Origin of the sequence: Rhodoblastus acidophilus (genome assembly GCF_900187365.1) — a bacterium.
Taxonomy (GTDB): Bacteria; Pseudomonadota; Alphaproteobacteria; order Rhizobiales; family Beijerinckiaceae; genus Rhodoblastus; species Rhodoblastus acidophilus.
Genome location: NZ_FYDG01000003.1, coordinates 254,657 through 280,882 on the forward strand (window position 1 = coordinate 254,657; position 26,226 = coordinate 280,882).

The window sequence follows — 26,226 nt, forward strand, 5'->3', positions numbered from 1 at the left end:
TCAAATCCCGAAAGAGGGCAGGGCGTCCAGCCGCGCGCCATGGCGCAGCTGTTCGCGCAATTCGCTCATGAGACGGTCGTAACGCTCCAATGTGGCGAGATGCGCGCGCTCGGCCTCGGTCGTCTCGATCACCTCGGACACGGCGCCGGCGGCGATCACGATGCGCCGATGCGCGTAAAGCGCGAGAATCGGATCATGGGTCGATATCAGCACGATCTTGTCGCTGGCCACCAGCAGGTCAAGCGCCTGGCGCCGGTTAATGCCGGCGTTCTCGATCTCGTCGATCAGCACGATGGGCGAGGAGGAGAGCAGGGCGACGTCGGCGATCATCAGCGCGCGGCTCTGCCCGCCCGAAAGTTGCGTCAGCGAGGTCGTCGCCGAAAATTTTTCGCCCGCCAGCTCGTTGGCGCAGGCGATCACCTGCGCCGCCGCCTGTTCCGGGTCGTCGATGGCGCGACATTCCGCGTGCATTTCGACGAAATCGCCGACGGTGAGATCGACCACGAAATTCATGTTCTGCGACAGTTGCGCCACCAGCTTGCCGCTCGCCGCCCAGCGCCGCGCCGGCTCGGGAATTTCGCCGTCGATCAGGATGCGCCGCCCGGACGGCGTGTCGCCCTGCGCCAGACATTCGATGTCGCCGAGCAGACGGCTTTTGCCCGATCCGGTCGGCCCGACCACGCTGACGATCGCGCCGGGCCGCAGCTCCAGATCGAGCTGTTCCGCGCGGCCGTTCTTGTCGCGGCCGCCGAGAATGCGCAGCGAATGAACGCCGACGACTGGCGCGCGCAAAGAGTCCGCCTGCATCACCAGCGCGCGCAAATGCGCCTCCAATTCGACCCGCGAAAACTTCAGCCGGTCGAGATCGTCGGAGCCGAGGGTTGCAAGCCATTCGGCCAGCGACAGATCGGGTTTCGGCGTCGGGCCGATCAGCGCGGCGAAGGCGGGGTTGAGCCGCTGCGCCTCATCAAGCCGCAGCGACAGCGGATGCGCGCTCATGCCGCCGCCTCGGGAAAGCGCATCTTGCGCACATTGCCGCGCTGGTGGTTCTCGCCGATGCAGGTCTCGCCGATGCAATAGGAGCAGATCGCCGAGGGCATCGGAAACCGCAGCCGCCGCCCCTCCAAAGTGTCGAGATCGGGGGCGCCGCGCATGTGGAACGCCAGCTCGCCCGAACCTTGCCCGGTCAGCCCATTGAAGGCGACGATCTGCGCCTGCGGGTTGGCCCGCCAGACATTGTGGGCGAATACTTCGCGCTCGGCCTGCGAGACGATGTCGCCCTTGGTGATCGCCACCACATCGGCCATTTTCAGCATCGGCCCAATTTTCTTCGGCGTATGCACGCCCGACAGATTGTCCACCACGCACACCGCCAGCGCGCCCTGCACATGCGGCGAACAGCGGTTGCACAGGCCGGCGCTTTCCGCGATCAGCAGGTCGGCGCCCAAGCCCTCGGCCCATTGCAGGCAATCGTCGATGTTGGAGACGAAATAATGGTCGGGGCACACCGACCCCGCCAGCCCCGCCGCGACGGGCACGCCGGCGCGGCGATAGAGCAGGTCGTCGTCGGTGGAGAGGCAGTCGAACTTGACCACCGCCAGCTTCTGCCCCGCTTCGCGCAGGGTTTTGGCGGTCTTCACGATCAGCGAGGTTTTTCCGACCGAGGGCGGACCGGCGACGGTGATCACGCGCATGAAACCTCTCCCATGTCGAGGCGCTCGGTCGCGGCGTGGAACAGCGCGCACAGGCGCTTGATCTCGGCGGCGGCGCTGCGGGCGCGCAAAAAGTCCCACCCCGGCCAGGCCAGCCGCGCCTGATCCGGCAGCCCGGCGGCGCCCGGCGCCAGCGAGGGGTAGCGGTTGTGATCGAGCCAGCGCGCGGTCGCGGGCGCGAAGAAATAATCGGCCAAAGGCGTGAGCCGTTCGCGGTGCGCGGCTTGCGCCGTCAGCCAGAGCGGGAAGGCCAGCGCGCCCTCGCGCGGCCACACCACTTCGGCGCGGTCGCGGCGCGGGCACAGGTCGGCCAGCGACCACGGCAGAACATAGATCGCGGCCAGCGAATTGGGCGTGCCCGCCAGCCGGGGCATTTGCGCCGAATGGGTCAGCCCCGCCAGATTGTCCAGCATGGCGCGCAACAGCCGGTCGCCGAGCAGGCGGGCGATGGCGACGAGAAAGAACTGGTTGAACGCCCGCCAATGCCGCGCGCCGTCGGGACGCCAGCCGGACAGAGCGATCTCGCCGCGATAGACGGGATCGGCGAGATCAGCCCAGCTTTGCGGAATTTTTCGCGATCCCAACCGCGCCCGGTCCACCAGCAGCACGAAAGGCGCGACGGCGTAAACGCCCATCCAACCCTTGGGGTCGATCAGACCGGCCTGTTCAAACGCGTCGGCGAAGCCGGAAGGCTGCGGCGCCACAAAAGCCCCGGTCTCGACGTGGCGGGCGTGAAACGCGCGGTTGAACGCGTTGCCATGCTCGCTCGACGCCAGCAGTTTGGGAAAATCCTCGATGTCGCGGATGTAGCGCAGCCGCTCCATCGGCGTGCGCCCGCCATGGCCCATGGGCATGCAGCATTTCAGCCGCTCGGCGCCCTTGAACTGGCGTTCGCGCAGCAGATCGGCGAGTTCGTCGCGCATCCGCATCCGCAACGGCGCGGGGCAGGAGCCGAGAAAATCCCAGCCGCGCGCCACGGCGCGGGGCGCGGCGGCGTCGCCAAAGGCGCGCGGCGGCCGCGTCGTCGCCAGCGGGATCGAAATCATCGCACCCATTTGCGCGTCTCCACGGCGCGCCAGTGCCGGCGCAGCGAATATTCGACGATATGGCCGAGCAGGTCGGCCTGGGTCAGGCCCTTGCGCGATGCGGCGAGGCAGATGGCCCCGCTGCGCCCGATGTGGCAGCAGATGTTGAATTCGAGGAACACCCGCCGTCCCGTTTTCTCGTCGAAACGGTAATCGAGCCGCAGATAGTCGATCGGCCCCGCCGCCGCCCACAGTTTGCGCGCGTCCTCGGCGAAGGCGCCGTAATGCGCGCCGGCGTCGTAGAGCGCATAGCCGAGCGGGTCGTCGCGCTTCAAATCCTCGGTGATGATCTCGCCGGCGCGGTCGGAGCAGGGCCGCACAAGATCGAGGATCACGGGATCGTCGGCGCCGATCACCGGCAGGGTCACGTCCACGCCCGGCGCATAACGCTCCACCAGCACAGCCATGCCGCGTGCGAAAAGCTTTTCGGCGGCTTTTTTCGCGCCGGCCCAATCGTCCTGAATCGAATCCTCGGACACGCCCTCGGAGGCCGCGCCAAACCGGTTTTTCACAAAATAGGGTCCGGCGAAGGGCGGCGCCGCGAAATCCTCGGCGCGCGAAAAAATCGCGCCCTCGCTGACCGGCAGCCCCAGCGAGCGGACGAAATGCTTGGTCATCCACTTGTCTTCGGCGAGGGCGCGAATGTTCGGCTTGGCGCCGATCATCGGCAGATGCAGAAATTCGCAGGTGGCGGCGACGAACACTTCGGGATTGTCGATGGCCATGCGGTTGTAGAGCGAAAAGACGAGATCGGCGTCCTGGGCCTCGGTCAGCAGCGCGCGGCATTGGTTGGAGGTGGTCACGCCATAGCCGAGATCGCGCAGGGCGTGAAAGATGCGGTGGTAATAGGCGGGGTAGCCGCCGTCGCCGGGATAGCTGGCCACGGCGTAATCCGGCGCCATCGGCGCGGAGCGAGCCAGGAACAGGATGCGCGTCGCCTGGGGATTGGCGGGCCGCAGCAGTTTTTGCGTCAGGTCGGTCATCGCGGCTTCCTTCACGCGCGGTCGCGGCGCGGCGCAGGCGTCGGGTTGGGCGGGACGATGCGGGCGTGGACGAGCGGATCTGAAGGCATGACGGTATCCTCTCGCCGCAACGGGTGCGGCGATTGCCAGGGGAACGGCTCATGCCGTGTCGGACGCCGGGGCGTCGGGGCGAGCAGTCAGCGCTTTTCGGGCGCCGCCTCAGGCTCGCGAAGATGGATGTAGCGCCCGTAGCGGGCGAAATCTTTCGGCGTGGCGCCGCCGCGCACCGCCTGCGCCAGCCCGTCGACGTCGCGGGCGACGAAGCCGCCGAGCACGGCGAGGCCGTAATCGTGCAGGCGCGGGGTCAGCGGCGTCGAGGGGCCGATCAGCGCGACCGGGCGATGCCGCGCGAGGCGCAGGATACGGGTCAGGTTGCGGTTGATCAGCGCCGAGGAATTGACGATGGCGCCGCCGCAGCCGGGCAGCAGCGATTCCATCGCCGCCACCGGATATTCGCCGGGGCGCGGGTCGGTCTCGATGATGGCGCAGTGCGGCAGGATGGAATCGACGCCGGGAAACGCCCCGACCACCACCACCGGCCCCGGCGCGCCGCGAAAGCCGCGCACGCCATTGCCGGAGGCGCCGTCGAGATCGGCGCGGTTGTAAAAGGCGTTCAGCGCGGCGACGCCCAGCGCCGCTTCGAGCGGGTTCCACGACTGGCACAGCTGCGCCAGCGCGCGCAGCGAGAGTTTGGAAAGCTCCGGCAGGCGCGGCAGCAAGTCGCGCGGATGGCGCGGCAGATAGGCGAGGCCGGCGCCGTGCGGCCCCTCGACCAGAATCCAGCGCGGGCCGCAGACGATGCGGCGCGTCTCCACCTCCGCCACGCCAAGCGCGAGATCGTCATAAAGCCGGTCGGCGCCCCACCATTCCCACAAAGCGCGGCGGTTGGGGGCGATCATCGAGCCTTCGTGGCGCACGAACTGGTGCCAATGGTGGATGGCGCCGCCGGCGATGGTGGTCAGCAGCGGCAGGCCGCGCCCGGCGCCCGCGCCCACCGGCAGTTTCGAGGCGCGCGCCGCGTCGGTGCAGCCGGGGAAGCGGCCGACCGCGAACAGATCGGCGCCGTCGCGGATCGCCCGCGCCAGATGCGCCTCCGCCGCCAGCGGCGTTTCGACGAACGTCTTGCCGGTGGCGAGATCGACCGAGAGCGGCGCCTCGCCGATCACAACCGCCGCCTGCCGCGCGAAACCGCGCGTGACAAAACCGCGCGTGCGCAGTTCGGCGGCGAAATCGACGATGAGGCGGTCGACGATCACGGAGGGGTCGTGCACCACCACGCCGGGGCGCAGCCAGTTGGGCGCGGGGTTCGGCGCGGCGGTCTGTTGGGGGCGGCGAGATGTTTCGAGCATGGGCTGTCCAGAATATGTAACTGAACTACAGCAAACCCCAGGCCAACGCCAGAACATGGGGCAAACGCCTGAAGATCAGCGCTTTTGCCGCTTCGGCGCCTCGGCCAAGAGTTCGTACGCGAACGTCGTTCTTGCGAGATTGTACATTTTCGGAAGGGGCGGTCGCGGCGAGTCCCTGCTTTCGCTCGCGCGCCGTTTTGGCGCCGATCCTGCAAAGCTGAACAGGCCTGGCCGCTGGTCCAGGCGCCGTCGCCGGCCCCGCCGCGCGACCGATCCCGGCATGAGCCGTCCTCGAAGGATCGAATCCGCACGTCCTGGCGGATTCGGCGTGGAGACCTCATGTCGATGCTGCATCTCGCCGCTCCCGTATCGTTCATTCCTGTCGCGCCCGCGGCGCCCGCGCTGCGCGTGGACGGCCTGAGCGTGACGCGGGGCGGGCGGGCGATCCTGCGGCAGGTGTCCGCCGCTTTCGCCGCGGGGGCGGTGACGGCGGTGGTCGGCCCCTCCGGCGCCGGCAAGACGACGCTGCTCAATGTGCTCAACGGACTGGTCGAGCCGAGCTGCGGAATGGTGGCGTCGGAGCAGCTGGGGGCGTTGCGCAGCGCGGAGTCCTGGGCCGCGCTGCGCCAACGCGCCGCCACCATCTTTCAGGACCATGCCCTGATCGGGCGCCTGAGCGCGCTGGATAATGTCCTGCTCGCCTTCGCCGACACGCGCCACCCGCTGTCGCCCTGGCCCTGGCCGCGTTTCGCGCGCGAGGCGGCGGCCAGGGCGCTTGCGGATGTCGGCCTGCTCGACCGCGCCTTCGAGCGGGTGGACAATTTTTCCGGCGGCGAGCGCCAGCGCGTGGGCGTCGCCCGGGCGCTGGCGCGCGGGCCGCGCCTGCTGCTGGGCGACGAGCCGTTCTCCTCGCTCGACCCGCCGCTGGCGCGCCGCCTCTGCGACGATCTGCGCGCGCTGGCCGTGCGCGATGGCGTGACCGTCGTGCTGGTGCTGCACCAGATCGCGCTGGCCCGCGCGCTCGCCGACCGCATCGTCGGCCTCAACGACGGCCGCGTGCTGTTCGACGGGCCCGCCCACGCTTTTGACGCCGCCACGGAGGCGACGGTGTTCGCCGCCCATTCCCATCTCAATCAAGGAGTCTGACATGCTGAACTTCTCCCGCCGCCTCGCCTGCGCGGCGCTGGCGGCCGCGCTCGCCGGACCCGCGCTGGCGCAACCGGCGGCGCCGGACGCCGCGCGTCCGCAAAAACTGGTCATCGGCCTGCTGCCGACGGAATCCGCGCCCACGGTGATGCGGCTTAACGAACCGCTGCGCGCCTATCTGGAGGCGCGGCTCAAAATGCCGGTGGAGGTGGTGGTCGGCGCCAATTACGCAGCGACTTCCGAGGCGCTGCGCTTCGGCCGCCTCGACATCGCCTATCTCGGCCCGGTCACCTACATTCTGCAATCGCAGCACGCCGGCCTCGAACCGTTCGCGCGGCCGAGCCACGCCGGGGTCGGCCCGACCTTCCAGGCGACGATCATCGTTCCCGCCGCCAGCAAGGCGCAAAGCCTCGCCGATCTCAAGGGCGGCGAAATCGCCTTCGGCGATCCGGCCTCGACCTCCGGCACCTGGGCGCCGCGCTGGCAATTGCTGCACGAGGGCCTGATCTCCGGCCGCGACTATACGCTGCGCGTGCTCGGCGCGCATGACGCCGTCGCGCTGGCGGTGGCCAATGGCAAGGTCGCGGCGGGCGGCCTGTCCAAGCCGATCCTCAACCGGCTGATCAAGGAGGGCAAGATCGATCCGGCCAAGGTGCGGGTGCTTCAGGACTCCCCGCCCATCCCCGAATATATCTGGACGTTTCGCGCCGGGCTCGATCCCGCCTTCAAGGAGGACGTGCGCAAGGCGTTCCTTGAGATCAAGGATCCGGCGGCGCTCGGCGTGTTCCGCGCCGAAGCCTTCATTCCCGCCGTGGACGCCGATGTCGACCGCGTGCGAAACTGGATCGCGGCGATCCAGACGGTGAGCGCGCAGACCGCGTGGACGCCGGCGCCATGATCTTGGGCGCCGCGCAGCCTTCTCCCTATGACGCGCTCGCGGGCGACTGGCGCCGCCTGCAACGGCGGCGGCTCACGGCCGGCGCCCTCGCGGCGGCGGCGGCGTTCGCCGCCTTCGCCTATGCCGGCGCGCTGGAGTTTTCGCGTTACGCCGACGCCCTGCGCACGCTGGCGCAACTGGCGCAAGACTCGACGCCGCCCGATTTTTCGCGCTGGCGCGAATGGGGGCGGCCGCTGCTGGAGACGCTCGCCACCGGAATCGCCGGCACGGCGCTCGGCGCCGCGCTGGCGCTGCCGCTGTCCGCCCTGGCGGCGCGCAACGCCGGCGCGCCGGTCTGGCTCAACGAAATCGTGCGCTTCGCCCTCGGCGCGGTCCGGTCGTTGCCGGGCCTGATCTGGGGCGTGATCTTCGTGGCGGCGGTGGGGTTCGGCCCGTTGCCGGGCGTGCTGGCGCTGGGCGCCCATTCCACGGGCATGTTGGGCAAATTGTTCTTCGAGGCGCTGGAGCATGTCGAGCCAGGCCCCGGCGCCGCGCTGCGCGCGCAAGGCGCCTCGAAGCTCGCCGTATTCCGCTACGCGCAACTGCCGCAGGCGCTGCCGCGCCTCGCCGATGCGCTGATCTATCGCCTTGAGCACAATCTGCGCGCGGCGACCACGCTCGGCCTCGTCGGCGCCGGCGGGTTCGGCCTCGAAATCGTCACCGCCTTCCACCTGTTCGAATATCGCGAGGCGTCGGCGCTGATCCTGGTCCTGCTCGCTCTGGTCACCTCGGTGAACTTTTTCGGCGCGGCGTTGCGGCGAAGCCTGCTGCACGCGCGCCCGGAGCGGAAGTAGAGGGGGTGTTTTTGCTTCGGCAAGCGTGAGCTTAACAGTAAAATTTACCCCATTGACCGGATTGAACCCGTCATAGTATCAAGTATATGCCGATATTATTTCCACGCTCCGGCATAGAGCGGCCAATTTGTTTGAGTGGAAGGAGATAGGAGTATGACGGCGGTGTTTGACCCGGAACAAAACAAGACCTTCGCCGCCGAGCTTAGCCTTTCCGAAGCCGTCGCGAACCCGGATGTGGATTCCCTGGCCGGACATTTGTTCAGAGCGGAAATCGAATTGAATTTCGCGCTGCTGGAGGCGCAGACGACCGGCGATCTCTCGAAAATCTCACTGGTGGAATTCGCCCTTGCGGCGGTGCAGTGCTGCCGCGAAAGCGACAGCCGGCCGAACGGCGCGCGGGCGCGCCCGATCTGATCTGGCGCCGGGCCGCAGGGGCCCGAACTCAGGCGGCGGCAGGGATCGCCCGTTGCGCGCGCCGCACCCGCGCGGCGCCGTCGCGGTCGATTTCGATGAATCCCGTCAGCGCCGGTCGCAGCGCGGCGGGCGGGCGGGCGTCCGCGCCGCAATCGAGCAGGATCAGGTCGAGCCGCGCGCCGGGGCCGGCCTGAAGCGGCAAGCGGTCGCCGGCGTTGAACCGGCCCAGCAGAACGCGCCCCTCGCCGTCCTCGCCGTCACAGGCGGCGAACATGCTCAGGCAGCGGCCGTCCTCCGGTCCGACCGGCCGCAAATAGGGCAGCAGGGCCGACAGCGTCGGGCGTCGCGCATTGCCGTCGATCACCAGAACGCGCTCGCCGTTTTCACAGCCGAGCAACGCGAGACACAGCGCCAGCGTGGTGGCGCCGGCGCCTTCCTCCTCGGCGGTCACGGCGAACAGCGGCGGCGGCGCGTCGGCCGCGCGCGGGGCGCGCAACGTCTGGCGCAGCCGCGCCACCGCCTGATAATAGCCCGAGTCCGGCGCATCCGCGGCGCGCAGGGCGCGTTGAAAGATTCCGGCGTCGCCCTCCGGGTCCGGCTCCGCGTCGCGCGCGGCGTCGAACGGGGGCAGGGCGACGGCCTCCGTCGCCAAATTCGTCACAACGCCCGCCGCCGTCGCGCGCGGCGCGGGCGCGGGCGCCGACGAGGAGCGGGCCTTGCGCCTCGCCCCGCGCCGCGCCAGAAATTCGAGGCCCAAGGCGCCGCCGACCCACAAATTGAGCGCGCCGACGATGGCGATGATCAAAGCGGGCAGGGCCTTGGGACTGACCGGCGCGGCCTGGGCCAGCGGCTGGCTGATCAGCACGGGATTGGGCGAGAACACCGCTTCGGCCTGATTGTTCTCGCGCGCGGCCAGGGCCTTTTCGTAATTGTCGCGCAGCACGACGGTCTGCCGGTCCAGATCGCTCAGCTCCTGGCGCGTCGCCCCGCCGTCGGCGATGGTTTTGGACAGAGCGGCGACATTGGCTTCGGCCGCCTGTTCCGCCTTGCGCGCCGCCAGCACATTGCCGCGCTGCACGTCGCGGATGTGGCGGATTTCCCGGTCGATCTGGGCGCGTTGCGCGGTGAGTTGCGACTGGTTGGCGACAATCGCGGGGTGGCGCGGCCCCAGCGTGGCCTGCATGGCGACGGTTGCGCTGGCCAGCGCGGCGTGATCGGCCAGTAATTTGTCGAGCAGGGGCGAGCGCAGCGCCTCGCGCGACGTTTCCGGGGCGCCGGCCTCGGTCCCGGCCTTGGCGGCGGCGTCGATCTGTGCCAGCCGGGCTTCCGCCTCCATGCGCTTGCCGCGCGCTTCGATCAGCGAAGCGTTGGCGGTCTTCATCTGCTGTTCGGAGGGCGTCATCCCGTCGGCCAGCGCCAGCGACTTGCTCTCGCGATAGGCCTGCAGCCGCGCCTCCGCCTGTTTGAGGCGTTGGCGCAGATCGTCGAGCCGCCCGTCGATCCATTTGCGCTCGGTGTTCGCCACATTGGCGCTGAACTGCGCCTGTGTCGCCAGAAAGGCCGAGGCCAGCCCTTCGGCGATGCGCTCGGCCTTGGCGGGGCTGGAGGCCCGCGTCTCCACGTCGATGACATAGCTCTTGTCGGCGCGCTTGACGGTGATCGCGCGCCCCAGCAGGTCGGTCGCCTGGTTGATCGACGGCTCGGCGGGTTTTGAAGCGCCGAAGATCAGCGCCTTCAGCCCGGCGCGCGGCGCCCCGCTGAATTCGGGGTCGTCCTGGAGGTTCATGTCCTCATAGGCGCGCTGCAGCACGCGCTTGGACGTCAGCAGCCGCATCTGGTTCTCGACCAGCGGCGAATCCGGGCCGTTGGCCGGAACGGAGGGGGTCAGGGCGCTGGTCAGATGCTCGCGCGTGTCGAGCAGAAACGACATGGTCGCCGCATAGCGCGAGGGCGTCGCCAGGATGTACAGGCCGGCGAGCGCGAGGGTGAAGGCGAGCGCGAACGGGAACAGCCGCCAGCGCGCGGCGACGGCGCCGAACAGGTCGCCGACGTCAAGCTCCATCCCGGACTCGGGCGCGCCGAGGCCGCCAGCGTGAGGCGAACCGAAACCCACTTCTGCTCTGCTCATGCGAAACTGTTCCAACGCCACTGACACTCGCCGCATTGAGCGACGCTCCACCATGGCCAAACATGGTTACCATCAGGTTAGGCCCGTCGCGTCGTGACGTTTGGTGACGGAGGGCGAGGATTTCCTTAGGTCTTATCCGCCATGATCCCGCCGGACGAGACGCGAGGGATGGAAGCCGATGAGTTCGGTGCTGTTGCTATTGCCGGAAAACGGCTTGCTGCGCTGGCACAAACATTTGGTCGAGACCTTGAGGCGCGACGGCCTCGACGCCGGCGCCGCGCTGCGTCCCGGCCCGGTCGCGCCGCCCGCCGTGGCGCTGCTCGACCAATTGGAGCGCGTGCTTTTCGCGCCGTGCGGCGACCGGCTGACGCCGGAGGCCCCAGGCCCCTGGCTGCGCCCGCCCGCCGCCGCCGCCGATTTCGTGTTCGACCTCACCGGGCGCGCCGCGCCGGAGCCGGACGCGTTCTTCCCGATCTTCGGCGGCGCGCCGGGCGACGACGCCCGCGACCTGCTGCTGCTGTCGCGCGCCGCGCCGCGCCTCGGCCTCGCCCGACGCTGTGGCGAGACGATCCGCGTTCACGCCGACGCGCTGATCGCGCTGGAAAACCCGCACCGTTTCGGCGCCGGCCGCGAAGCTTTCGCCGCGCGACTGACCACGCTGATCCGGCGATTGGCCCGGCGCGGACCGGGCGAGGGCGCCGCGACGCCATTGCCGCCAACGGCGACGCCGGGCTTCGCCGCCGCCGCATCGTTCCTGCGCGCGTCGCTGGCGGCGCGGGCGCGGCGGCGCCTGACCCGACTTGTGGCGCATGACGGCCACTGGCGCATCGCCTGGCGCCGGCTGACCGCGCCGGACGACGGCGTGCAAAGCCGGCTCGACTGGCCCGACGGCGGCTGGACCTTTCTGGAGGACGACCGCCGCCGCTATTTCGCCGATCCGTTTTTCTTCGAACATGACGGCGGCGTCCATGTGTTTTGCGAGGAATATCCCTACGCCACCGGCAAGGGCGTGATTTCCTGGTTTCCGCTCGACGCGGCGGGGCGGCCGGCGGCGCCGCCGCGCGTCGTGCTGGAGCGGCCGTGGCACCTGTCCTATCCGCTGGTGTTCGCCCATGACGGCGCGATCTGGATGGCGCCGGAAGGCTCGGGGGGCGGCGGCTTCGAACTTTTCCGCGCCGATCCCTTCCCGAGCCGCTGGACGCTGGACCGGATCGCGCTCGACAAGCCGCTGGCCGACGCCACGCTCTTCCCGCGCGACGCCCGTTTCTGGTTGACCGCGACGATGGCGGAGGACAGCGGATCGAGCTGGGATTGCCTGTCGCTGTTCACCTCCGCCTCGCCGCTCGGGCCATGGACGCCGTGCGGCGACGGGCCGACGCTGATCGACGCCGGCGCGGCGCGGCCCGCCGGCCATGTGTTCGAACGCGACGGCGCGCTGTGGCGCCCGGCGCAGGATTGCACGGGCGGCTATGGCGCCGGACTCGCGCTGTGCCGCATCGACGGGCTCGACGAACGCGGCCTGCGCCAGACGGTGATGCGCCGCCTCGGGCCGCCGCCCGGCCTGCGCGCCGAAGGCGTCCACACGCTCAATGCGGCGGCGGGCTTCGAGATCATCGACGTGGTGGGCGCGCGGTCGAAACGCGCAGCGAAGGAGGATACGCCATGACTTTGTCCCGACGGCGTTTTGGCGCCTGCGCGCTTGGCGGCCTCGCCGCCGCAGGCGCGTCCTCAACTCGAGCGGACGACCGGTGCCGCGATTCCGAAACGGCGCCGCCCTACCATTCGAGCGTCGGCTGGCCGCTGGGCGAAAACGGCGTGCTGTGGGGCGCGCATCTGGAAGGCGAGACGGTTTACGATTCCGCCGTCATCGCGGCGCTGGCCAAGGAAAAGCCGAAGACGCTGGTGATCGGCAGCGGCCTGAAATTCGACAATCTGCATCCGCTGTCGATCGCCTGCCGCCGCGAATATGACGGCAAGTTCTATTCGACCTGGGCCGAGCCGGACGATATGGCCGCGCTCGCCGACCGGCTCGGCGCCGATCTGCGCGGCGACGCGCTGATCTGGAACGACTGGCTGCCGTCTTGGATCACCGATCTGGCGCGCGACCGCCCGCGCAACTGGCGCGAACAGCTGCAGGGCGCGTTCGAGCAGCATTTGCGCGACGTGTTCGGGCATTTCAAAGGCCGCGAGGGGGCGAAGCTGCGCTGGTGCGGCCTTGTCAACGAGCCGTTCGAGGCCTGGAGCCTTGAGGCCGGAAACGCGCCCTGGCGCCAGGGCGCGTGGTTCGACGCCTTCGACCCCGGCCCGAAGGGCACGCCGGGCTATATCCACAAGGCGTTCGAGATCGCCGCGTCCTGCGCCGGCGAGACGGCGCTGTTCCTCAACGAGGCTAATTGCGAGAACGACCGGTTCGGCCCAAAACTGCGCCCCGCGCTGCTGGCGCTGGTGGCCGAGTTGAAACAGGCGGGACGCCGCATCGACGCGGTGGGGCTGGAATCGCATCTGATGCCGCAATGGATGGCCAATCCGCTGCGCCCGGACTGGCGCCCGTTCCGCAAATTCCTCGACGACCTCGCCGCGCTCGACGTGAAAATCTACATCACCGAACTCGATGTGCTCGATTGCGCCGCCAGCGGCGTCGCCGCGCGCGACCAGTTGGTCGCCGACTATTTCCGTTCCTTCGTCGCGGCGGCGCTGGAGCAGCCGGCGACGGTGATGGTCACCAATTGGGATTTCTCGGACAATTATTCCTGGCTGCGCGAAGACCTCGCCAATCTCGCCGAATGGACGCAATGCGGGCGCAAGCTCGCCTGTCCGCGCCCCACGCCCTACGATCAGGCGCTTGCGCCCAAGCTCGCCCGCGACGCCCTCGGGCGCTCGCTCGCCGTGCGACGAAACTGAGACGGCCCGCCGCGCGTCACAGCATGAAGCGTTGCGCGAGGCGGCGGCGCAGGGCCAGCGGCGCCGGCAGCAGCGCCAGCAGAAAGGCGATGTTCTTCAGCCGCCGCAGCGCGTCCATGCCCGGCTGGAACAAAAAGCCCCTGATTGCGACAAGCGTGGTCAGCAGCCGGCCCTGCGCGGGCAGGGGCAGCCGGTCATAGCCGCCGTCTCTGGCCACCAGCATCCACAGCGACGGATAGGCGCCGACGAGATAGGACCGGACGGGAAGATCGACGCCCTTCTCGCGGGCGAAACGCTGGGCGTTCTGCTGCGCCCAATATTGATAATAGGCGTGGTCGCCGAGATTGCGCACGCTCTTGCGGCCCGAGGTCATCGAGACATTGCCGCCATGGGTGCGATAGACGCCCAGCGCCTTGTCCACATAGGCCATCGCGCCGAAAAACGGCGCGGAATAGAGCAGATAGGCGTCGACGCCGTCGCCGTCGAGATGGTCGGCCCGCGCCAGCAGTTCGCGGGCGTAATCGCGCGCGAACGCGTTGCCGCTCATCGGCGGCGAGGGATAATAGCCGTTGGCCGCGAGGAAGTCCGCGTGGCCGCTGTCGAGGAAGGGTTCGGACGGCCAGAGCAGGGCGGGGTCGCCGTTCAGGCTCAGGCGATAGTGGACGCAGGACACGCCGGGCCGCCACACCGCCGCCACTTCGGCGCAGGCCTCGGGATAAAGATAATCGTCGGAGTCGAGGCTGATGACGATCTCGCCCCGCGCGGCCTCGACGCCGGTTTTCAACGCCTGCGCCTGTCCGCCGTTCCGCCTGAAAATGGCCTGGACTTGCGGCCGCGCCGCGATCACCTCGCGCGAATTGTCGGTCGAGCCGTCATCGACGACGAGACATTCGAGATCGCCATGGGTTTGCGCCAGAACGGAATCGATGGCGTCGCCAAGAAAGCGGCCATAATTGTAGTTGGTGATGATCACCGAAACGAGCACGAGGCGTCTCCCGAAAGGCCGATCGCGTCGCGGCCCGAATATGCGCCGGCGCCCAGCAGCTCCAGCAGCCGCGCCGCGATTTGATCCCAGCCGTAAAGCCGCCGATAGGCCGCGACCGCCTCAGCCGATGGCGCCGCCGCCGCCGCCGCGCCCAGGGCGCGCCACAACAGGTCGGGGCCGTCCGACGCCGCCGCGAAGCGCGCCCAGGGCGGCGCCACCGCGCGATGGATGGCGATGTCGCTGCACAGCACGGGCCGCCCGCTCATCGCGCTTTCGACCAGCGGCATGTTAAAACCCTCGGCCTGCGACAGCGACACGAAACAGGCGGCGCGGCGGTAGAGCCAGCGCAGGCCGTCGTCGCCCGCAAGATCGCGCAGCCAGACGAATTTTTCGGGGCGCGTCGCCGCGAGCCGCGCGATCTCGGGCAGGATGTCGCCCCAGCCGGGACGGCCGACCAGCACGATGGGCGGCGCATCCGCCGCCGCGCTTTCCACCAGTTGCAGCAGCCGTCCGTAATCCTTGCGCGGCTCGACCGTGCCGACCGCCAGAATGAAGTTTGCCGGCGCGCCGGGCGGCGCGCATTCGGGGCCATCGGGATCGACGCCCGGCGCATTGCCGCAGGCGGAAATGTCGTCGCGCCCGATCTGCGCGCGCAGGTCGGCGGCCACCGGCTCGGTGGTGCCGAGCAGCAGATCATAGCGCCGCGCCATCAGGGTCTCGACGTCGCGGTACAACAGGCGGCCTTTCCAGGGCATCGCCCGGTCGCGCCGCCACGGAAACACGTCATGCACGATCCGGCACAGCGGCGTTTTGTCGGCGCGAAACAGCGGGCTGGCCGGCGCGGTCGGACAGATGACCGCCTCCGGCGCGAGACCGCGGCGGCGGATCAGCAGCGGCAGGCCGAGCCAGCCGCCATAGAGGCTGGAAACCTCCACCAGCCCGCGCCGGTCAGTGAAGCCCGAGGCGTCGCGCACAAACGCCATCGTTTCCGGCCGCAGCTTGCGCATCGCCTCGAACAGGTTCACGCCGTAACGCTCGACGCCGGTCATGGCCGGACGGCGCGTCGCCAAAATCAGATCGAAGATCAGCACGGACGGGGCGCCTCCAGACGCGACAGCGCGTCGAGCAAAGCGGGCACGGCGCGCGATTGCGCCTGCGCGCGCACCTGCGCCGCCACGGCGTCGGGATCGAGCGCGCCTTCGCGAATGGACCGGGCCAGATCGAGCATGGCCGCGACGAAATCCGCCGCCGCCTGCCGCGCCACGAAGCGCACGCCGATCTTGCCCTCGTAAGCGGCTGTAAGCGTCGGCAGCGCCGACACGACGAACGGCCGCCCGCACGCCAGCGACTCGATCAGAATATAGGGCGAGCCTTCGCCATAGGCCGAGCACAGCAGGCCGAAATGGCAGGCGCCGATCGCCTCGGCCAGCGCCTGAGGCCCGAGAAAACCGTGGTCATGCACGGCGTCGCCCAGTCCCGCCTGCACGAACGCCGCATAATCCGAGCCGAAATAATGGAATTCGAACGCGCCCGGCGCAGTCCGCTCCGCCTCGCGCAGAATCTCGAACAGCAGTTCGGGATTCTTCTGCGCCGCCAACCGTCCCGCGTAAAACACTTTGAGCCCGCCGTCCGTCGCCGGCAGCGGGCGCGGCGCGAAACATTCGTCGTGCCAGGCGTCGATATGGACGAGACGCGATCCCAGCAGCGCGCGCACGGGCCTGGGCAGGCCGGAGGGATCGCGGCCGACCACCTGCACGCGGTCGGCCAGCAGCGGCAGCAGGAAGCAGCAGGCGTCATGCAGCAGGCGATGGGCGCGATGGCCCGGCCCCGGCCCGGTGCCGTGAATGGTGAAGACGCGCTTGCCCGGAAACATCCAGGCGAGCAGCGCATATTCGGGCCGGCTATAGTCCAAAACCCCAATCGCCTCAGCCTTCAGCCACGCCCCGAACGCCCGGCGGCGGACGAACAGGCCGAGCAGAAAGCGCAGCCATTGCGGCGCGGCTTCGGGGCCGCGGACAGGCGCGGCGAAGTGCGGCGCGCCGCCACGCGAAGCCGGCGGACTCGCCAGCGCGGCGCGGCCGCCGGCGAAGGACAGGATGGTCGAGACATAGCGCTCGATGCCGCCCTGCATGCCAAAAACGTCGTTCTGATGCACGAAGCCGATGCGCCCGGCCGTTTTGGTCTCCGCGCGCGCCTGCGCGTCTGGCGCCGAAGGGGTGAACGGGGCGGCGGTCAGGGAGGACGTCATTGCGCGGGGGCTTCGGATTGTCGGTGGAGGCGGGCGATGAGCGAGGCCCGGATGTCAGGAAACAGCGCGACGATTGCAGTGGCGTAAATGAGCGCGCCGGCAAGCACCGCGACCGCAAGGAAAATCGCGCCGCCGCCCTCGGGAAGCGCGCGCACCCCGACATGCATCGCGAGGCAGGCGATTGCGATGCGCAGCGCCGTCCACGGCGCCGGGGCTGGCAGACCGAGCCGCGCGAAGCAATAGGCGAAGCCGGCGATGCAGGCGATCGTGGTGCCGAGCAACATGCCGAGGGCGCCGCCGAGCAGGCCGCCGACATAAAGCCCGGCCGCGCACAGCGCGACATTCATCGCCGTCTCCGCGATGGAGACGAACATGGACAGTTCGGGCCGCTCCAGCAGGATCATCGCCTGATCGCAGACGTGGATGCGCAGATAGCGCAGGCTGGCGGCGCAGATCGCCACCGGCAGGATGGCTATGGTCGATTCACGGAAGTTTTCGGCGATCAGCAGGGTGACCATGGGTTGCGCCACGGCGGCGGCGCCCACGGTGGCGGGGGCGAGCACGCCGAACAGCAGCAGGCCGTTGAGCGAAATCTGCGCCAGCGCGCCCGCACGGTCGCCGCTCTCCATATGCTTGACGGCGAGCGGAAACGCCGCCGCCGTCAGCAGCATGGCCAGCACGCCGGCGATGCGCTGCCCGAGGCTCCAGCCCGCAGAAATCAGCCCGAGCGCGACCGGCCCGTCTATGGTCTGCACCAGCACGCGAATGATGTTGGCCGCGCCCCAGCCGACCACGCCGCCGATGATCGAGGGACCGCCGAACCGCGCGACGTCGCGGAACATGGCGCGGTCGAACCGCCCCAATCCGAAGCGCACCCCGGTCTGCAGCGCGACGACGGCCAGGGCCAGCGCCTGGCCCAGCGCCAGCGCCCCGAGCACTGCGGCGGGATTGGAGCCGAACTGGCGGATGGCCGCGACCGACAGGGCCGCCCCGACCAGCGCGCCGATCAACTGACCGGAGGTATAGGCGCCGATGCTTTGGCCGGCGCGCGCCCAGTCGCCATAATGGGCCAGCAGCATCCGCGTGATCAGATAGGCGGCGGCGGCGCAAACGGTTGGGGCGTCGCAGGGCATGCCGAGCAGCAGCAGCATGGGCGGGGTCAGCGCCAGTTGCACCGCGCTGGCGGACACGGCCATGCGTTTGTCCATTTCGCGGAAGCGCGTTTCGTCGGCGCCGATAAAGCGCGGACGGAAGCGCAGCACGAACAGCGACCACACGCTCAGGCCGAGATAGGCGGCGAATTCCTGGGCGGCGATGACGAAAGTGACGGAGCCGAACGCGGCGGGGTCGAGCAAATGCGTCCAGAGCACCGTCAGCGCGAATTGAACGGCCGGCGGGATGAACTGGGCTGGAAGGTAGAGGAAGGTGCTGTGAAGCAACTTCCGAACATGATCGGACATCAAGGCGGCCTGGTTGTCGGCCTGTTCGCCGACGCGATCAGATCAACGGATCGAAAAGTCACGTTTACATCTTACGCGCGAGGCGGTCACGCGGCGAGGGCCCAAAAAGAGATAGCCTTAACCGCCTTTAATATCGGGAGTTTATTTGCGTATAAGCCGTCGGGCGCCACGCTATTGTTGGCGAGGCGCGCAGCGAAAACAAGCCGTGGTCCGCGAATCCGGGCCGGATGATTCGCCGCGGGGCGCTTCGCCTTGTCCGTCGGCGCCCGCACGCGCGCGCTCTTTTGTGATGGATCATTGCAGGTTCGAGGAATGCGCATTTTGGTTTGATCATTGAGATCAAATCCATCTTCGCGACAAAGGCGGCGCGTCATGAAGCGGTTTGCCAAAGCGTTGCTTGATCGGCTGCGCCGCCCGTCCAACGTCCATGCGAACGGCGGCTCAAGCGGCGGGCCGGCCGGTCCTCGACAAAACTTCAGCGTGCAGGGGGCGATGCTGTCCGATGTCGGGCGCGTGCGCGACACCAACGAGGATTCCGTCGTCTATGTCGTGCCGGAGCCGGGTTCGCCGCAACAGCGCAAGGGCGCGCTGGCCATTGTCGCGGATGGCATGGGCGGCCATGCGGCGGGCGAAGTCGCGAGCGCCATGGCCGTGGAGCTGATGCGCAATCTGGTTTACGCGTCGGAGGACCCGCCGCCGCGCGCGCTTGAACACGCGATGCTTGCCGCCAATCGCGCCATTTTCGAGCATGGCCGCACCCATCCGGAGACGGAGGGCATGGGCACGACATGCACGGCGATCCTGATCCGCGACGACAGGCTTTATCTCGCCCATGTCGGCGACAGCCGCGCCTATCTGCTGCGCGAGGGGCGGCTGCATCAGATCAGCGACGACCAGACCCTGCACGCCAAGCTCATCCGCGACGGATTGATGACGGAGGACGAGGCCCTTCAAGCTCCGGGCGGCAATTTCATCCTGCAGGCGCTGGGCGCGCGCGAGGACATTTGTCCTTCGATCTTCGAGCAGGGCCTTCGCCTGGAATCCGGCGACCGCCTCATGCTGTGTTCGGACGGCTTGCACGGGTTGGTGGCGCATGCGGATTTGTGCGCGGCCGTCGCCGGCGCCTCTCCCGAGGACGCCTGCCGCATCCTGATCGACGCCGCCAACGCCGCCGGGGGGCATGACAATATTTCGGTCGGCGTTTTTCACATCGCCGCGCCGGACAAGACGGCCGAGAACCCGCAGGCCGCCACCAAGCCGTTCGCCGCGCCGGGATCGCGCGGCGAGCCGGATCGACAAGCTTTGGAGTGATTCATGACAGACGATCAGATGATCGGGCATTATCGGATTGTTGAATTGCTCGGCTCGGGCGCCATGGGGGCGGTCCATGTCGCCATCGACACCTATATCGACCGCACCGTGGCGATCAAATCGCTGCGGCCCGAACTGACCCGCGATCCCGATTTCGTCTCGCGCTTTCGCGGCGAGGCGAAAAGCCTGGCGCTGCTCAATCATCCCAATATCGCCACGCTGTATTCGCCGGTCATCGACGGCGCCGACATGCACCTGGTGATGGAGCTGGTGCGCGGCAAGGCGCTCGACGACGTGCTGCGCGAGCGCGGCCGGCCCCTGGCCGTGCGCGAGGCGCTGGCCATCGTCGCACAGGCCGCCGACGGCCTTGTCCTATGCGCATGAAATGGGCGTCATCCATCGCGACATCAAACCGGCCAACCTGATGATCTCCAATGACGGCCGGGTGAAGATCATGGATTTCGGCATTGCGCGCGTGCGCGGCAGCGTGCGGCTGACGCGGTCCGGCACGGCCGTCGGAACGCCGCTCTACATGTCGCCCGAGCAATGCCGGGGCGGGGAGGGCGACGAACGCAGCGACGTCTATTCGCTGGCCATCGTGCTTTATGAAATGCTCGCGGGCAAGCCGCCGTTCTCCGCCGATACGGAATATGACCTGATCCAGGCGCAGATCGCCGCGACGCCCGCGCCGCTGGTGCCGAGAATCGCCGGCGTGACCCCGTCGCTCGAAGCCGCGATCATGACCGGGCTCGCCAAGAAGCCGGAACAGCGTTTCGCCACCATGCGCGCCTTCAGCGACGCGCTGGGGGCGACGGTCCTGCGTCCCGACGCCACCGGCATCATCCGCAACGCGACCCACCTGATCGAAGCCCGCGCGGAAGACGCCGAGCCCGTGCGGAAGTCCGACGCGATCGACGTCGCCAAGAGCCGTTTCCTGCGCTTTTCGCGCGGCTGGAGCGCGCTTGGCGGCGTGGCCAAGGGCGCGGTGCTGGTGGGCGGCGCGGCATGTGTCGCCGCCGGCTTCTACTTCGCCAAAGGGTCCGATGTCGCCGACGCGCCCAAGCCCGCCTCTCCCGCCGCCGCGCGCGCGCCTTCGGCCGAACTGAGTCAGTTGCGCCTCGCCATCAAGGGATCGACGGCCGGCGCCATTCACGCGTCCGATTTCGAATATGTCACCAACGGCGTGAAGGCGCAGTTGCTGGGGCCGGCCAAGACGCTCGCCGCCGCCGGCGACGCGGAAGGACAATTCGTGCTCGGCATGTTGCTGCTGGATACGCCCGCCTTATTGGACGTCAACGCCGCCTTCGACGCCCTGAACCAGTCGGCGCGGCAGAATTATCCCGACGCCCAGGTCAATCTGGCGCTGTTGCACCAGCGCCGGAAGGAACTCGACAAGGCGAGCCTGTGGTTCGAGAAGGCCGCCGCGCAGGGCAACGCCAAAGCCTATTTCTGGCTGGGATGTTACGACCAGTTCGGCTGGGGCGGCCGCCCGAAGGACACCCAGAAGGCGGTGGAGCATTACGGCCGGGCGATCGCGGCGCATTACGTCCTCGCGACCGATGCGCTGCAATCGCTGTCCAGCGGGGCCGCCGCCGGGTCGCCCTGCCTGAAGTGAGGCCGGGCGCCGGGGCGGCTGGCGCCTTGATCAGTGAAGGTCGCCCGCGCCGGGAGTCGGACCGGCAGGGGCGTTCGCCGGCGCCGGCGGCGCGGCGCCCGCAGCGGGTTCCGGCGACATTTTGACCGGGGTCGCCACGGCGCCCGCAGGCGGCGCGCCCGCGTTCGACGGCGGCGCGGGGGGCGGGCTGACCAGATTTTCCCTGTTGACGAGCGTGTTCTCGGCCGGTCCCGATTTCGGCGTCATCTTGCCGGGATCGATCGGCGCGCCCGCCGTCTTGGGATTCTCGGGCTCGATCTCCTTCGTCCGCGACTTGCCCTTATGCGTCCGCGACGCTGTCGCCGGCGCGACATGGTGGCGTCGCGGCGCGGCGGCATGGCGGCGCGGCGCGTAATGGCGCGCATGTGCGCCCCGCGACATGGTGGCGCCTGCGCCATCAGGCCAGCGTGGAGGACGTCAATTACCAGATCCCGCGCGGGCTGGATCGCTCCCTGTTCCTCAAGCTCGGCGCCTGCGACTGGATCGCCGAGCGGCGCCATCTGCTCATCACCGGCGCCGCCGGCCTGGGCAAAAGTTGGCTGGCCTGTGCGCTCGGACACAAGGCCTGCCGGGAAAAGATCTCCGTTCTCTACACCCGCATGCCCAGGCTGTTCGCCGATCTGGCGATCGCGCATGGCGATGCGCGCTACTCACGGCTGTTGCGCTCGATCGCCCGCGCTAAGCTGCTCATTCTGGACGACTGGGGGCCGGAAGCCCTCACGCCCGAACAGGCGCGCGATCTGCTCGAAATCGTCGAAGACCGCTACGACAAGGGCTCGCTCATCATCACCAGCCAGGTCCCCGTCGACCGATGGCACGACATGATCGGCATCCCGACGCTCCCGTATCTTGCCGAAATCATGGATTGCCTTTCGATTGCTTCGCCGGTTGAGCGCGTGGTTTTCATGAAGGGCGCGCAGACCGGCGGGACAGAGGCCGGCCTGAACGCCATCGGCTACTGGATCGCCCACGCGCCAGGCATCATCCTGACCGTCTGGCCCTCGCTGGACATGGTTCGCCGCAACTCCCGCACCCGCATAGAACCCTTGATCGAGGGGACGCCTGCGCTGCGATCGAAGATCGCGCCGGCCCGCGCCAAGGACCCCGGCAACACGCTTTCGCAAAAGGAATTCACCGGCGGAAGCCTGGTCATGACCGGGGCGAACAGCGCGACCGGCCTTCGTTCGCTTCCGGCCCGCTATCTGGTCATGGACGAAGTGGACGCCTTCCCGGCTGACGCGGACGGCGAAGGCGATCCCGTCGCCCTCGCCGTTCAGCGCACCGTGACCTTTCGCGGCCGGCGCAAAATCCTCATGATCTCGACGCCGACCGATTCGGGCGTTTCTCGGATCGAAAAGGCCTTCATCGAAAGCGACCAGCGCCGCTACTTCGTCCCCTGTCCGCATTGCCAGGCCTTCCAGACGCTGAAGTGGGCGGGCGTGAAATGGCCGGAGGGCGAGCCTCGGAAGGCGTTCTACGCCTGCGAAGTCTGCGGCGGCGTCATCGAGGAGGCCGACAAGCCGGCCATGTTGGCCGCTGGCGAATGGCGCGCGACGGCGCCGGAGAACAAGGACGCTGCTGGCTTTCACCTGTCGGCGTTGTATTCGCCGTTTGAGGCCTGGGGCGAAATCGCGGTCGAATTCCTCGCCGCCAGGCGCGATCCGCTGCGCCTGAAACCCTGGACCAACACCAAGCTCGGCGAACCCTTCGAGGACCGCGACGCTGAGGCTCTCGACGCGGCGTCGTTCATTTCCCGGCTTGAGGGTTGGGGCGAGACGTTGCCGGAAGGCGTCTTGACCATCACCGCCGGCGTTGACGTCCAAAACGACCGTCTGGCTCTGGAAATCGTCGGATGGGGCGTCGGCGAGGAATCCTGGTCACTGCAATACGATGAAATTTGGGGCGACCCCTCGAAGCCAGACCTATGGGCGACGCTTGACGCCGAGCTGCTGCGCGCCTTCGAGCACCCCCGCGCCGGCCGAATGCACGTCCGCGCGGCTTGCATCGATTCCGGCGGCCACCACACGCAAACGGTTTACAGATACGCTCAAGAGCGCGCAGGGCGCTCTGTATGGGCCATCAAGGGGCGGGGAGGTAGGGGCATACCAGTTTGGCCGCGTCGGCCGCCCAGAGTCCGCGAAAAAGCGTTCACGCCCTATATCATCGGCGTCGATGCGGCGAAGGAAATCATCGTCGCTCGATTGCGTGGCATCGATCCCGGCCCGGGCTATTGCCATTTCCCGCTTGCGCGTGATCTGGACTACTTCCGCCAGCTTGGCGCGGAACGGCAAATTCGGACCTATCGCAAGGGCGTGGCGCTGATGGAGTGGCGCAAGGACCCCGCCGTTCGCAACGAGGCCCTTGACTGCCGCGTTTACGCCTTTGCCGCACTGCAAAGCCTGGTCGCCAAAGGGTTGCGGCTCGGGGACGAAGCGAAGCGATTCGCCGACATGCCGAAGCGAGAGCCGGGCGAGACGACCGCGCCAGGTGCGGTTCCGGCAAAGCCGCGCGTCATAAAGTCGGCGTGGATGAGCCGATGATCAACGCGCTTCCGGCGGAAGCGTCCAACCGTGCATTTCCTCGGCAAGCAAGAAGTTCAAGTCGTCGAATGAAAGCGACCGGGCCACGCTGGGCAACCAACCGTATTTGCAGACCAGATAGAAATGAACTGCATCAAGTCCCTTGTGTGATTTGTATTTTTCACGCTGCGCCAAATAGTCTCCGAATATTTCAATATTATAGAATAGCTTGCCGTTCAAAATATGAATATCTTTGCGGTTCTTATTGTACTCATCCATCGTGATTTTCCTTTCGCAAGCGAACGCCAGCACCGCCGCCGTTCTCGGGGATGAACTCGACGCCAGCGGCTTCGAGGGCGGCGCGAATCGCGGCCATATTGTTCGGCAGCATGGAGGGAACCCCGTCGCCAGCCTCTGCCCGACGAATGGTCATCACCCCGACGCTTGCCCTCTTGGCCAATTCCTCAACCGACCAGCGGACCAACGCCCGTGCTGCCCGAATCTGCGCGCCATGGATCATTTTTGCTCCATATGGTCTAAATTTGACCACACGTCCCATCTGGGGTAGAAAACCTACCGTCTGAAATTTTCCTTACCACATGAGGCGCGCCATGAACATCATGGATCGTGAACGGACTCTCTTTGTCGAAATCACCCCCACCATTCGCCGCCGGCTGGAAGCCACGGTCGAGAACATCATCGCTCTGCTCGACGAGCTGGACGGCGACGCTGACGGCGAAGACGGTGGCGACCAAGAGGGTTTGCCTGAAGAAATAGCCGGCGAATTCGACGAGGCTGATATGATCGACGATGACTTCTTTAGCTGCGCAGAAGCCTCGCTCCAGCCGGTGCATCTGCCGGGCGGCAATGGCGATTGACCGCCAAGAGGAGGCTGCAATGTCACAGACAATCCACGTCTACAACCGTGCGGCCATCATGCGCCGCGCTTGGGCGATCGCCCGCAAGCGGCGCGAGGAAATCGCACGCCGCACCTATGACCTCGACGTGCGAATCATCGGAAGTCGCGTCATTCACAATCGCCCGCTTTCGGCGTTCATCGCCGAAACGCCCCTCGACCTCGGCGCTGCGCAGAAGATTGCCTGGGCTGAGGCCAGGAAGGCTGATGATGCGTCCCACGGCGGCGCATTGGTCATCTTCCGACCCCGCGCGCTCGCGCCTGTCCGCCGTCGTCTTGGCCGCGTCTGGCCGTTGCTGATCGCCGCCGCCCGCTGGATCAATCGGCGGTTTATTCCTTCGCACGCCGCCTGACTAAAAACGACGCGCTTGCATCACTTTTGGCAAAGTGATACGTTTGCATCAATATGGAAAAGACCCTCACCTCCGCCGAGATTTGCGCCGCCGCGTCGTGCCCAGCCAGCACGCTACGCGCGTGGCGCAATCGTAACGGCCTGTTCCCGCATCATGCGGACAAGGAAGGCTGGTCGCGTTTTGATCTGGCGGACGCGATAGGCGCGAGAATTGTTGTTCTGCTCACTCAGCGCGGCTTAGCGGCGCAATCCGCTGTCGATCTCGTCAACGAAATGCGCCACACGCTCGAACTGGCGGCCGAAGGATATGCGCCCTGGATCGGAATCGGCCGGAAGTCATTTTCGGATGTCCTCGAATTTCGCGAATTGAACGCGACGGGTTCGGTAATGGACAATCTGGGCTGGTTTGATGATCCAGTTCCGACAGTCATCAACCTGAATGCCATTTCTTGGGAAATCGCTTTTGCGGTTCGCAAGATGCGTGGCCTGCACGATGAGGGCGACGGCAAATGACCGTTTCAGCCCCGAAACCCATTTCTTCACACCGCGCCACTCGCATCAAGACGCGCTCTTTCGGCTTCGACGGCGCTGCCGGCGGGCGCCGCCTGAATGGCGCCGGCGAAATCCCCTTGCCCCTGCCGGCGCAGATCGCCGCCAACAAACCGCTGGGCCGCCGCGCCCGCTATCTCGCCAGCAACAACGGCCACGCCGCCGCTGGCGTTGAGGCGTGGGTTTCCGCGCTGGTGGGCTCCGGCTTCAAGGCGCAGTCGCAGCACCCGAACCGGGAGACGCGCCGCGCGCTGAACGCCGCCTTCACGCGCTGGTGTCGCTGCTGCGACGCGGACGGCCTGACGAATCTCGATGGCCTGCTCTCCATGATCGCCCGTCGCATGGTTGTGGACGGCGAAATTTTCATCGTGTTCATCCGATCATCTGATTTCGGGGGATCGAGCGAGGGCGCGGCGGCCCGTCCAACAACGGAAAGCTTCTCTCCCGCCCCCGAGGGAATTGACCGGGTCAAGGGAAGCAAGGTCGCGCATTATTCTGGAATGGATGAGAAATGGCGAATTACCGGCCGCAAAACTCTTTCAGTCCCCGTCTGCTGCGGCGAGAGCGCGCGGCGACCTACCTCGATATTTCCGCCGCGACCTTCGACAAGCTGGTGAAAGACGGACTCTTGCCAGCGCCCAAGCGCCTGCATTCGATGAAGGTTTGGGACCGGCAAGACCTTGATCAGGCCGCCGATCATTTGCCCTACGAGGGCGAAAACCAAGCAGATAGCACCTGGGACGA

27 protein-coding genes and 1 pseudogene are annotated in these 26,226 nt (G+C 67.8%); 15 read left to right on the forward strand and 13 right to left on the reverse strand.

Going from position 1 to position 26,226, the window contains the following annotated elements; all coding sequences use genetic code 11:
• The 5 genes from CFB24_RS09540 to CFB24_RS09560 form a co-directional block, all read right to left on the reverse strand.
• Nucleotides 1-999: an ATP-binding cassette domain-containing protein gene (locus CFB24_RS09540; RefSeq protein WP_088520370.1), complete on the reverse strand. Its 999-nt coding sequence runs from the start codon at nucleotides 997-999 to the stop codon at nucleotides 1-3.
• Nucleotides 996-1,694: a GTP-binding protein gene (locus tag CFB24_RS09545; protein WP_088520371.1), complete on the reverse strand. Its 699-nt coding sequence runs from the start codon at nucleotides 1,692-1,694 to the stop codon at nucleotides 996-998. Before CFB24_RS09545 ends, CFB24_RS09540 begins: the two co-directional genes overlap by 4 nt.
• Complete coding sequence (locus CFB24_RS09550) at nucleotides 1,685-2,767, reverse strand: ABC transporter substrate-binding protein (RefSeq protein WP_088520372.1); 1,083 nt, start codon at nucleotides 2,765-2,767, stop codon at nucleotides 1,685-1,687. The genes CFB24_RS09545 and CFB24_RS09550 overlap by 10 nt, the downstream gene beginning before the upstream one ends.
• Nucleotides 2,755-3,780 (reverse strand): D-alanine--D-alanine ligase family protein, encoded by a 1,026-nt coding sequence (locus tag CFB24_RS09555; protein ID WP_088520472.1) that lies wholly within the window; start codon nucleotides 3,778-3,780, stop codon nucleotides 2,755-2,757. Before CFB24_RS09555 ends, CFB24_RS09550 begins: the two co-directional genes overlap by 13 nt.
• A gap of 176 nt (nucleotides 3,781-3,956) precedes the next feature.
• The gene (locus CFB24_RS09560; protein ID WP_088520373.1) at nucleotides 3,957-5,168 is read right to left on the reverse strand and encodes a Rossmann-like domain-containing protein; all 1,212 of its coding nucleotides are present in this window, start codon (nucleotides 5,166-5,168) and stop codon (nucleotides 3,957-3,959) included.
• Between the two features lie 339 nt (nucleotides 5,169-5,507).
• Between CFB24_RS09560 and CFB24_RS09565 the strand changes: the two genes are divergently transcribed.
• The 4 genes from CFB24_RS09565 to CFB24_RS09580 all read left to right on the forward strand — a co-directional run bounded on the left by CFB24_RS09565 (nucleotide 5,508) and on the right by CFB24_RS09580 (nucleotide 8,459).
• Nucleotides 5,508-6,314 carry a phosphonate ABC transporter ATP-binding protein gene (locus CFB24_RS09565; protein ID WP_244593151.1) on the forward strand — a complete coding sequence of 269 codons (807 nt, stop codon included), beginning with the start codon at nucleotides 5,508-5,510 and terminating at the stop codon, nucleotides 6,312-6,314.
• 1 nt (nucleotide 6,315) lies between these two features.
• Complete coding sequence (gene phnD / locus CFB24_RS09570; RefSeq protein WP_088520374.1) at nucleotides 6,316-7,212, forward strand: phosphate/phosphite/phosphonate ABC transporter substrate-binding protein; 897 nt, start codon at nucleotides 6,316-6,318, stop codon at nucleotides 7,210-7,212.
• Nucleotides 7,209-8,045 (forward strand): phosphonate ABC transporter, permease protein PhnE, encoded by an 837-nt coding sequence (gene phnE, locus CFB24_RS09575; RefSeq protein ID WP_088520474.1) that lies wholly within the window; start codon nucleotides 7,209-7,211, stop codon nucleotides 8,043-8,045. The genes phnD and phnE overlap by 4 nt, the downstream gene beginning before the upstream one ends.
• A gap of 153 nt (nucleotides 8,046-8,198) precedes the next feature.
• Nucleotides 8,199-8,459 carry a hypothetical protein gene (locus CFB24_RS09580; protein ID WP_088520375.1) on the forward strand — a complete coding sequence of 87 codons (261 nt, stop codon included), beginning with the start codon at nucleotides 8,199-8,201 and terminating at the stop codon, nucleotides 8,457-8,459.
• A gap of 28 nt (nucleotides 8,460-8,487) precedes the next feature.
• Here the strand turns inward: CFB24_RS09580 and CFB24_RS09585 are convergent, their stop codons facing one another.
• On the reverse strand, nucleotides 8,488-10,587 hold the full coding sequence (locus tag CFB24_RS09585; RefSeq protein WP_158255187.1) for a GumC family protein: 2,100 nt from the start codon (nucleotides 10,585-10,587) through the stop codon (nucleotides 8,488-8,490).
• Nucleotides 10,588-10,765: 178 nt separating this feature from the next.
• Here CFB24_RS09585 and CFB24_RS09590 point away from each other — a divergent pair, with 178 nt between their 5' ends.
• Both CFB24_RS09590 and CFB24_RS09595 read left to right on the forward strand, forming a co-directional pair.
• A complete protein-coding gene (locus CFB24_RS09590) occupies nucleotides 10,766-12,253 on the forward strand; it encodes a glucosamine inositolphosphorylceramide transferase family protein (protein ID WP_088520377.1) in 1,488 nt (495 codons plus the stop codon).
• Nucleotides 12,250-13,488 (forward strand): endo-1,4-beta-xylanase, encoded by a 1,239-nt coding sequence (locus CFB24_RS09595; RefSeq protein WP_088520378.1) that lies wholly within the window; start codon nucleotides 12,250-12,252, stop codon nucleotides 13,486-13,488. Before CFB24_RS09590 ends, CFB24_RS09595 begins: the two co-directional genes overlap by 4 nt.
• A 16-nt stretch (nucleotides 13,489-13,504) precedes the next feature.
• Here CFB24_RS09595 and CFB24_RS09600 read toward each other — a convergent pair whose 3' ends face one another.
• The 4 genes from CFB24_RS09600 to CFB24_RS09615 are packed head-to-tail and all read right to left on the reverse strand — an operon-like array spanning nucleotide 13,505 to nucleotide 18,181.
• Nucleotides 13,505-14,473, reverse strand: a complete 969-nt coding sequence (locus CFB24_RS09600) for a glycosyltransferase family 2 protein (RefSeq protein WP_158255188.1) — start codon at nucleotides 14,471-14,473, stop codon at nucleotides 13,505-13,507.
• Entirely contained in the window at nucleotides 14,458-15,564 is a 1,107-nt protein-coding gene (locus CFB24_RS09605) for a glycosyltransferase (RefSeq protein WP_088520380.1), read from the reverse strand. Before CFB24_RS09605 ends, CFB24_RS09600 begins: the two co-directional genes overlap by 16 nt.
• Nucleotides 15,558-16,721: a glycosyltransferase family 4 protein gene (locus CFB24_RS09610; protein ID WP_088520381.1), complete on the reverse strand. Its 1,164-nt coding sequence runs from the start codon at nucleotides 16,719-16,721 to the stop codon at nucleotides 15,558-15,560. The genes CFB24_RS09605 and CFB24_RS09610 overlap by 7 nt, the downstream gene beginning before the upstream one ends.
• Complete coding sequence (locus CFB24_RS09615) at nucleotides 16,718-18,181, reverse strand: lipopolysaccharide biosynthesis protein (RefSeq protein WP_088520382.1); 1,464 nt, start codon at nucleotides 18,179-18,181, stop codon at nucleotides 16,718-16,720. The genes CFB24_RS09610 and CFB24_RS09615 overlap by 4 nt, the downstream gene beginning before the upstream one ends.
• Nucleotides 18,182-18,553: 372 nt before the next feature.
• Here CFB24_RS09615 and CFB24_RS09620 point away from each other — a divergent pair, with 372 nt between their 5' ends.
• The 3 genes from CFB24_RS09620 to CFB24_RS09625 are packed head-to-tail and all read left to right on the forward strand — an operon-like array spanning nucleotide 18,554 to nucleotide 21,107.
• Nucleotides 18,554-19,492 (forward strand): protein phosphatase 2C domain-containing protein, encoded by a 939-nt coding sequence (locus tag CFB24_RS09620; RefSeq protein ID WP_088520383.1) that lies wholly within the window; start codon nucleotides 18,554-18,556, stop codon nucleotides 19,490-19,492.
• 3 nt (nucleotides 19,493-19,495) lie between these two features.
• Nucleotides 19,496-19,876 carry a protein kinase domain-containing protein gene (locus tag CFB24_RS23925; protein WP_275936865.1) on the forward strand — a complete coding sequence of 127 codons (381 nt, stop codon included), beginning with the start codon at nucleotides 19,496-19,498 and terminating at the stop codon, nucleotides 19,874-19,876.
• Nucleotide 19,877: 1 nt separating this feature from the next.
• The gene (locus CFB24_RS09625; protein ID WP_275936866.1) at nucleotides 19,878-21,107 is read left to right on the forward strand and encodes a protein kinase domain-containing protein; all 1,230 of its coding nucleotides are present in this window, start codon (nucleotides 19,878-19,880) and stop codon (nucleotides 21,105-21,107) included.
• A 30-nt stretch (nucleotides 21,108-21,137) separates the two neighbouring features.
• On the opposite strand, the gene CFB24_RS09630 is transcribed toward CFB24_RS09625, so the two are convergent.
• The gene (locus CFB24_RS09630; protein ID WP_088520384.1) at nucleotides 21,138-21,527 is read right to left on the reverse strand and encodes a hypothetical protein; all 390 of its coding nucleotides are present in this window, start codon (nucleotides 21,525-21,527) and stop codon (nucleotides 21,138-21,140) included.
• A 5-nt stretch (nucleotides 21,528-21,532) separates the two neighbouring features.
• On the opposite strand from CFB24_RS09630, the pseudogene CFB24_RS24070 reads away from it, so the two are divergent.
• Nucleotides 21,533-21,988: pseudogene (locus CFB24_RS24070) on the forward strand (ATP-binding protein); the annotation flags it as partial.
• Complete coding sequence (locus tag CFB24_RS24075) at nucleotides 21,968-23,686, forward strand: phage terminase large subunit family protein (RefSeq protein ID WP_206605451.1); 1,719 nt, start codon at nucleotides 21,968-21,970, stop codon at nucleotides 23,684-23,686. The pseudogene CFB24_RS24070 and the gene CFB24_RS24075, both read left to right, overlap by 21 nt.
• On the opposite strand, the gene CFB24_RS09640 is transcribed toward CFB24_RS24075, so the two are convergent.
• The gene (locus CFB24_RS09640) at nucleotides 23,687-23,944 is read right to left on the reverse strand and encodes a hypothetical protein (protein ID WP_088520385.1); all 258 of its coding nucleotides are present in this window, start codon (nucleotides 23,942-23,944) and stop codon (nucleotides 23,687-23,689) included. It lies immediately after the preceding gene.
• The gene (locus CFB24_RS09645) at nucleotides 23,937-24,185 is read right to left on the reverse strand and encodes a helix-turn-helix domain-containing protein (RefSeq protein WP_088520386.1); all 249 of its coding nucleotides are present in this window, start codon (nucleotides 24,183-24,185) and stop codon (nucleotides 23,937-23,939) included. Before CFB24_RS09645 ends, CFB24_RS09640 begins: the two co-directional genes overlap by 8 nt.
• 91 nt (nucleotides 24,186-24,276) lie before the next feature.
• Here CFB24_RS09645 and CFB24_RS09650 point away from each other — a divergent pair, with 91 nt between their 5' ends.
• The 4 genes from CFB24_RS09650 to CFB24_RS09665 are packed head-to-tail and all read left to right on the forward strand — an operon-like array spanning nucleotide 24,277 to nucleotide 26,099.
• A complete protein-coding gene (locus tag CFB24_RS09650) occupies nucleotides 24,277-24,543 on the forward strand; it encodes a hypothetical protein (RefSeq protein ID WP_088520387.1) in 267 nt (88 codons plus the stop codon).
• 19 nt (nucleotides 24,544-24,562) lie between these two features.
• Nucleotides 24,563-24,934 carry a hypothetical protein gene (locus CFB24_RS09655; RefSeq protein ID WP_111390697.1) on the forward strand — a complete coding sequence of 124 codons (372 nt, stop codon included), beginning with the start codon at nucleotides 24,563-24,565 and terminating at the stop codon, nucleotides 24,932-24,934.
• Nucleotides 24,935-24,987: 53 nt separating this feature from the next.
• A complete protein-coding gene (locus CFB24_RS09660; RefSeq protein ID WP_088520389.1) occupies nucleotides 24,988-25,446 on the forward strand; it encodes a MerR family transcriptional regulator in 459 nt (152 codons plus the stop codon).
• Nucleotides 25,443-26,099: a phage portal protein gene (locus CFB24_RS09665; RefSeq protein ID WP_088520390.1), complete on the forward strand. Its 657-nt coding sequence runs from the start codon at nucleotides 25,443-25,445 to the stop codon at nucleotides 26,097-26,099. Before CFB24_RS09660 ends, CFB24_RS09665 begins: the two co-directional genes overlap by 4 nt.
• Nucleotides 26,100-26,226: the final 127 nt, after the last annotated feature.

What these genes read in the sequence shown, in the direction of transcription:
- CFB24_RS09590 (WP_088520377.1), top strand. Translation starts at nt 10,766, where the DNA reads ATGAGTTCGGTGCTGTTGCTATTGCCGGAAAACGGCTTGCTGCGCTGG.
- CFB24_RS09620 (WP_088520383.1), top strand. Translation starts at nt 18,554, where the DNA reads ATGAAGCGGTTTGCCAAAGCGTTGCTTGATCGGCTGCGCCGCCCGTCC.
- CFB24_RS09630 (WP_088520384.1), bottom strand. Translation starts at nt 21,527, where the DNA reads ATGTCGCGGGGCGCACATGCGCGCCATTACGCGCCGCGCCGCCATGCC.
- phnE (WP_088520474.1), top strand. Translation starts at nt 7,209, where the DNA reads ATGATCTTGGGCGCCGCGCAGCCTTCTCCCTATGACGCGCTCGCGGGC.
- CFB24_RS09645 (WP_088520386.1), bottom strand. Translation starts at nt 24,185, where the DNA reads ATGATCCATGGCGCGCAGATTCGGGCAGCACGGGCGTTGGTCCGCTGG.
- CFB24_RS09595 (WP_088520378.1), top strand. Translation starts at nt 12,250, where the DNA reads ATGACTTTGTCCCGACGGCGTTTTGGCGCCTGCGCGCTTGGCGGCCTC.
- CFB24_RS09660 (WP_088520389.1), top strand. Translation starts at nt 24,988, where the DNA reads ATGGAAAAGACCCTCACCTCCGCCGAGATTTGCGCCGCCGCGTCGTGC.
- phnD (WP_088520374.1), top strand. Translation starts at nt 6,316, where the DNA reads ATGCTGAACTTCTCCCGCCGCCTCGCCTGCGCGGCGCTGGCGGCCGCG.
- CFB24_RS09610 (WP_088520381.1), bottom strand. Translation starts at nt 16,721, where the DNA reads ATGACGTCCTCCCTGACCGCCGCCCCGTTCACCCCTTCGGCGCCAGAC.
- CFB24_RS09625 (WP_275936866.1), top strand. Translation starts at nt 19,878, where the DNA reads ATGGGCGTCATCCATCGCGACATCAAACCGGCCAACCTGATGATCTCC.
- CFB24_RS09640 (WP_088520385.1), bottom strand. Translation starts at nt 23,944, where the DNA reads ATGGATGAGTACAATAAGAACCGCAAAGATATTCATATTTTGAACGGC.
- CFB24_RS09615 (WP_088520382.1), bottom strand. Translation starts at nt 18,181, where the DNA reads ATGTCCGATCATGTTCGGAAGTTGCTTCACAGCACCTTCCTCTACCTT.
- CFB24_RS09585 (WP_158255187.1), bottom strand. Translation starts at nt 10,587, where the DNA reads ATGAGCAGAGCAGAAGTGGGTTTCGGTTCGCCTCACGCTGGCGGCCTC.
- CFB24_RS09550 (WP_088520372.1), bottom strand. Translation starts at nt 2,767, where the DNA reads ATGGGTGCGATGATTTCGATCCCGCTGGCGACGACGCGGCCGCCGCGC.
- CFB24_RS09545 (WP_088520371.1), bottom strand. Translation starts at nt 1,694, where the DNA reads ATGCGCGTGATCACCGTCGCCGGTCCGCCCTCGGTCGGAAAAACCTCG.
- CFB24_RS09580 (WP_088520375.1), top strand. Translation starts at nt 8,199, where the DNA reads ATGACGGCGGTGTTTGACCCGGAACAAAACAAGACCTTCGCCGCCGAG.
- CFB24_RS09560 (WP_088520373.1), bottom strand. Translation starts at nt 5,168, where the DNA reads ATGCTCGAAACATCTCGCCGCCCCCAACAGACCGCCGCGCCGAACCCC.
- CFB24_RS09650 (WP_088520387.1), top strand. Translation starts at nt 24,277, where the DNA reads ATGAACATCATGGATCGTGAACGGACTCTCTTTGTCGAAATCACCCCC.
- CFB24_RS24075 (WP_206605451.1), top strand. Translation starts at nt 21,968, where the DNA reads ATGATCGGCATCCCGACGCTCCCGTATCTTGCCGAAATCATGGATTGC.
- CFB24_RS09540 (WP_088520370.1), bottom strand. Translation starts at nt 999, where the DNA reads ATGAGCGCGCATCCGCTGTCGCTGCGGCTTGATGAGGCGCAGCGGCTC.
- CFB24_RS23925 (WP_275936865.1), top strand. Translation starts at nt 19,496, where the DNA reads ATGACAGACGATCAGATGATCGGGCATTATCGGATTGTTGAATTGCTC.
- CFB24_RS09565 (WP_244593151.1), top strand. Translation starts at nt 5,508, where the DNA reads ATGTCGATGCTGCATCTCGCCGCTCCCGTATCGTTCATTCCTGTCGCG.
- CFB24_RS09665 (WP_088520390.1), top strand. Translation starts at nt 25,443, where the DNA reads ATGACCGTTTCAGCCCCGAAACCCATTTCTTCACACCGCGCCACTCGC.
- CFB24_RS09555 (WP_088520472.1), bottom strand. Translation starts at nt 3,780, where the DNA reads ATGACCGACCTGACGCAAAAACTGCTGCGGCCCGCCAATCCCCAGGCG.
- CFB24_RS09655 (WP_111390697.1), top strand. Translation starts at nt 24,563, where the DNA reads ATGTCACAGACAATCCACGTCTACAACCGTGCGGCCATCATGCGCCGC.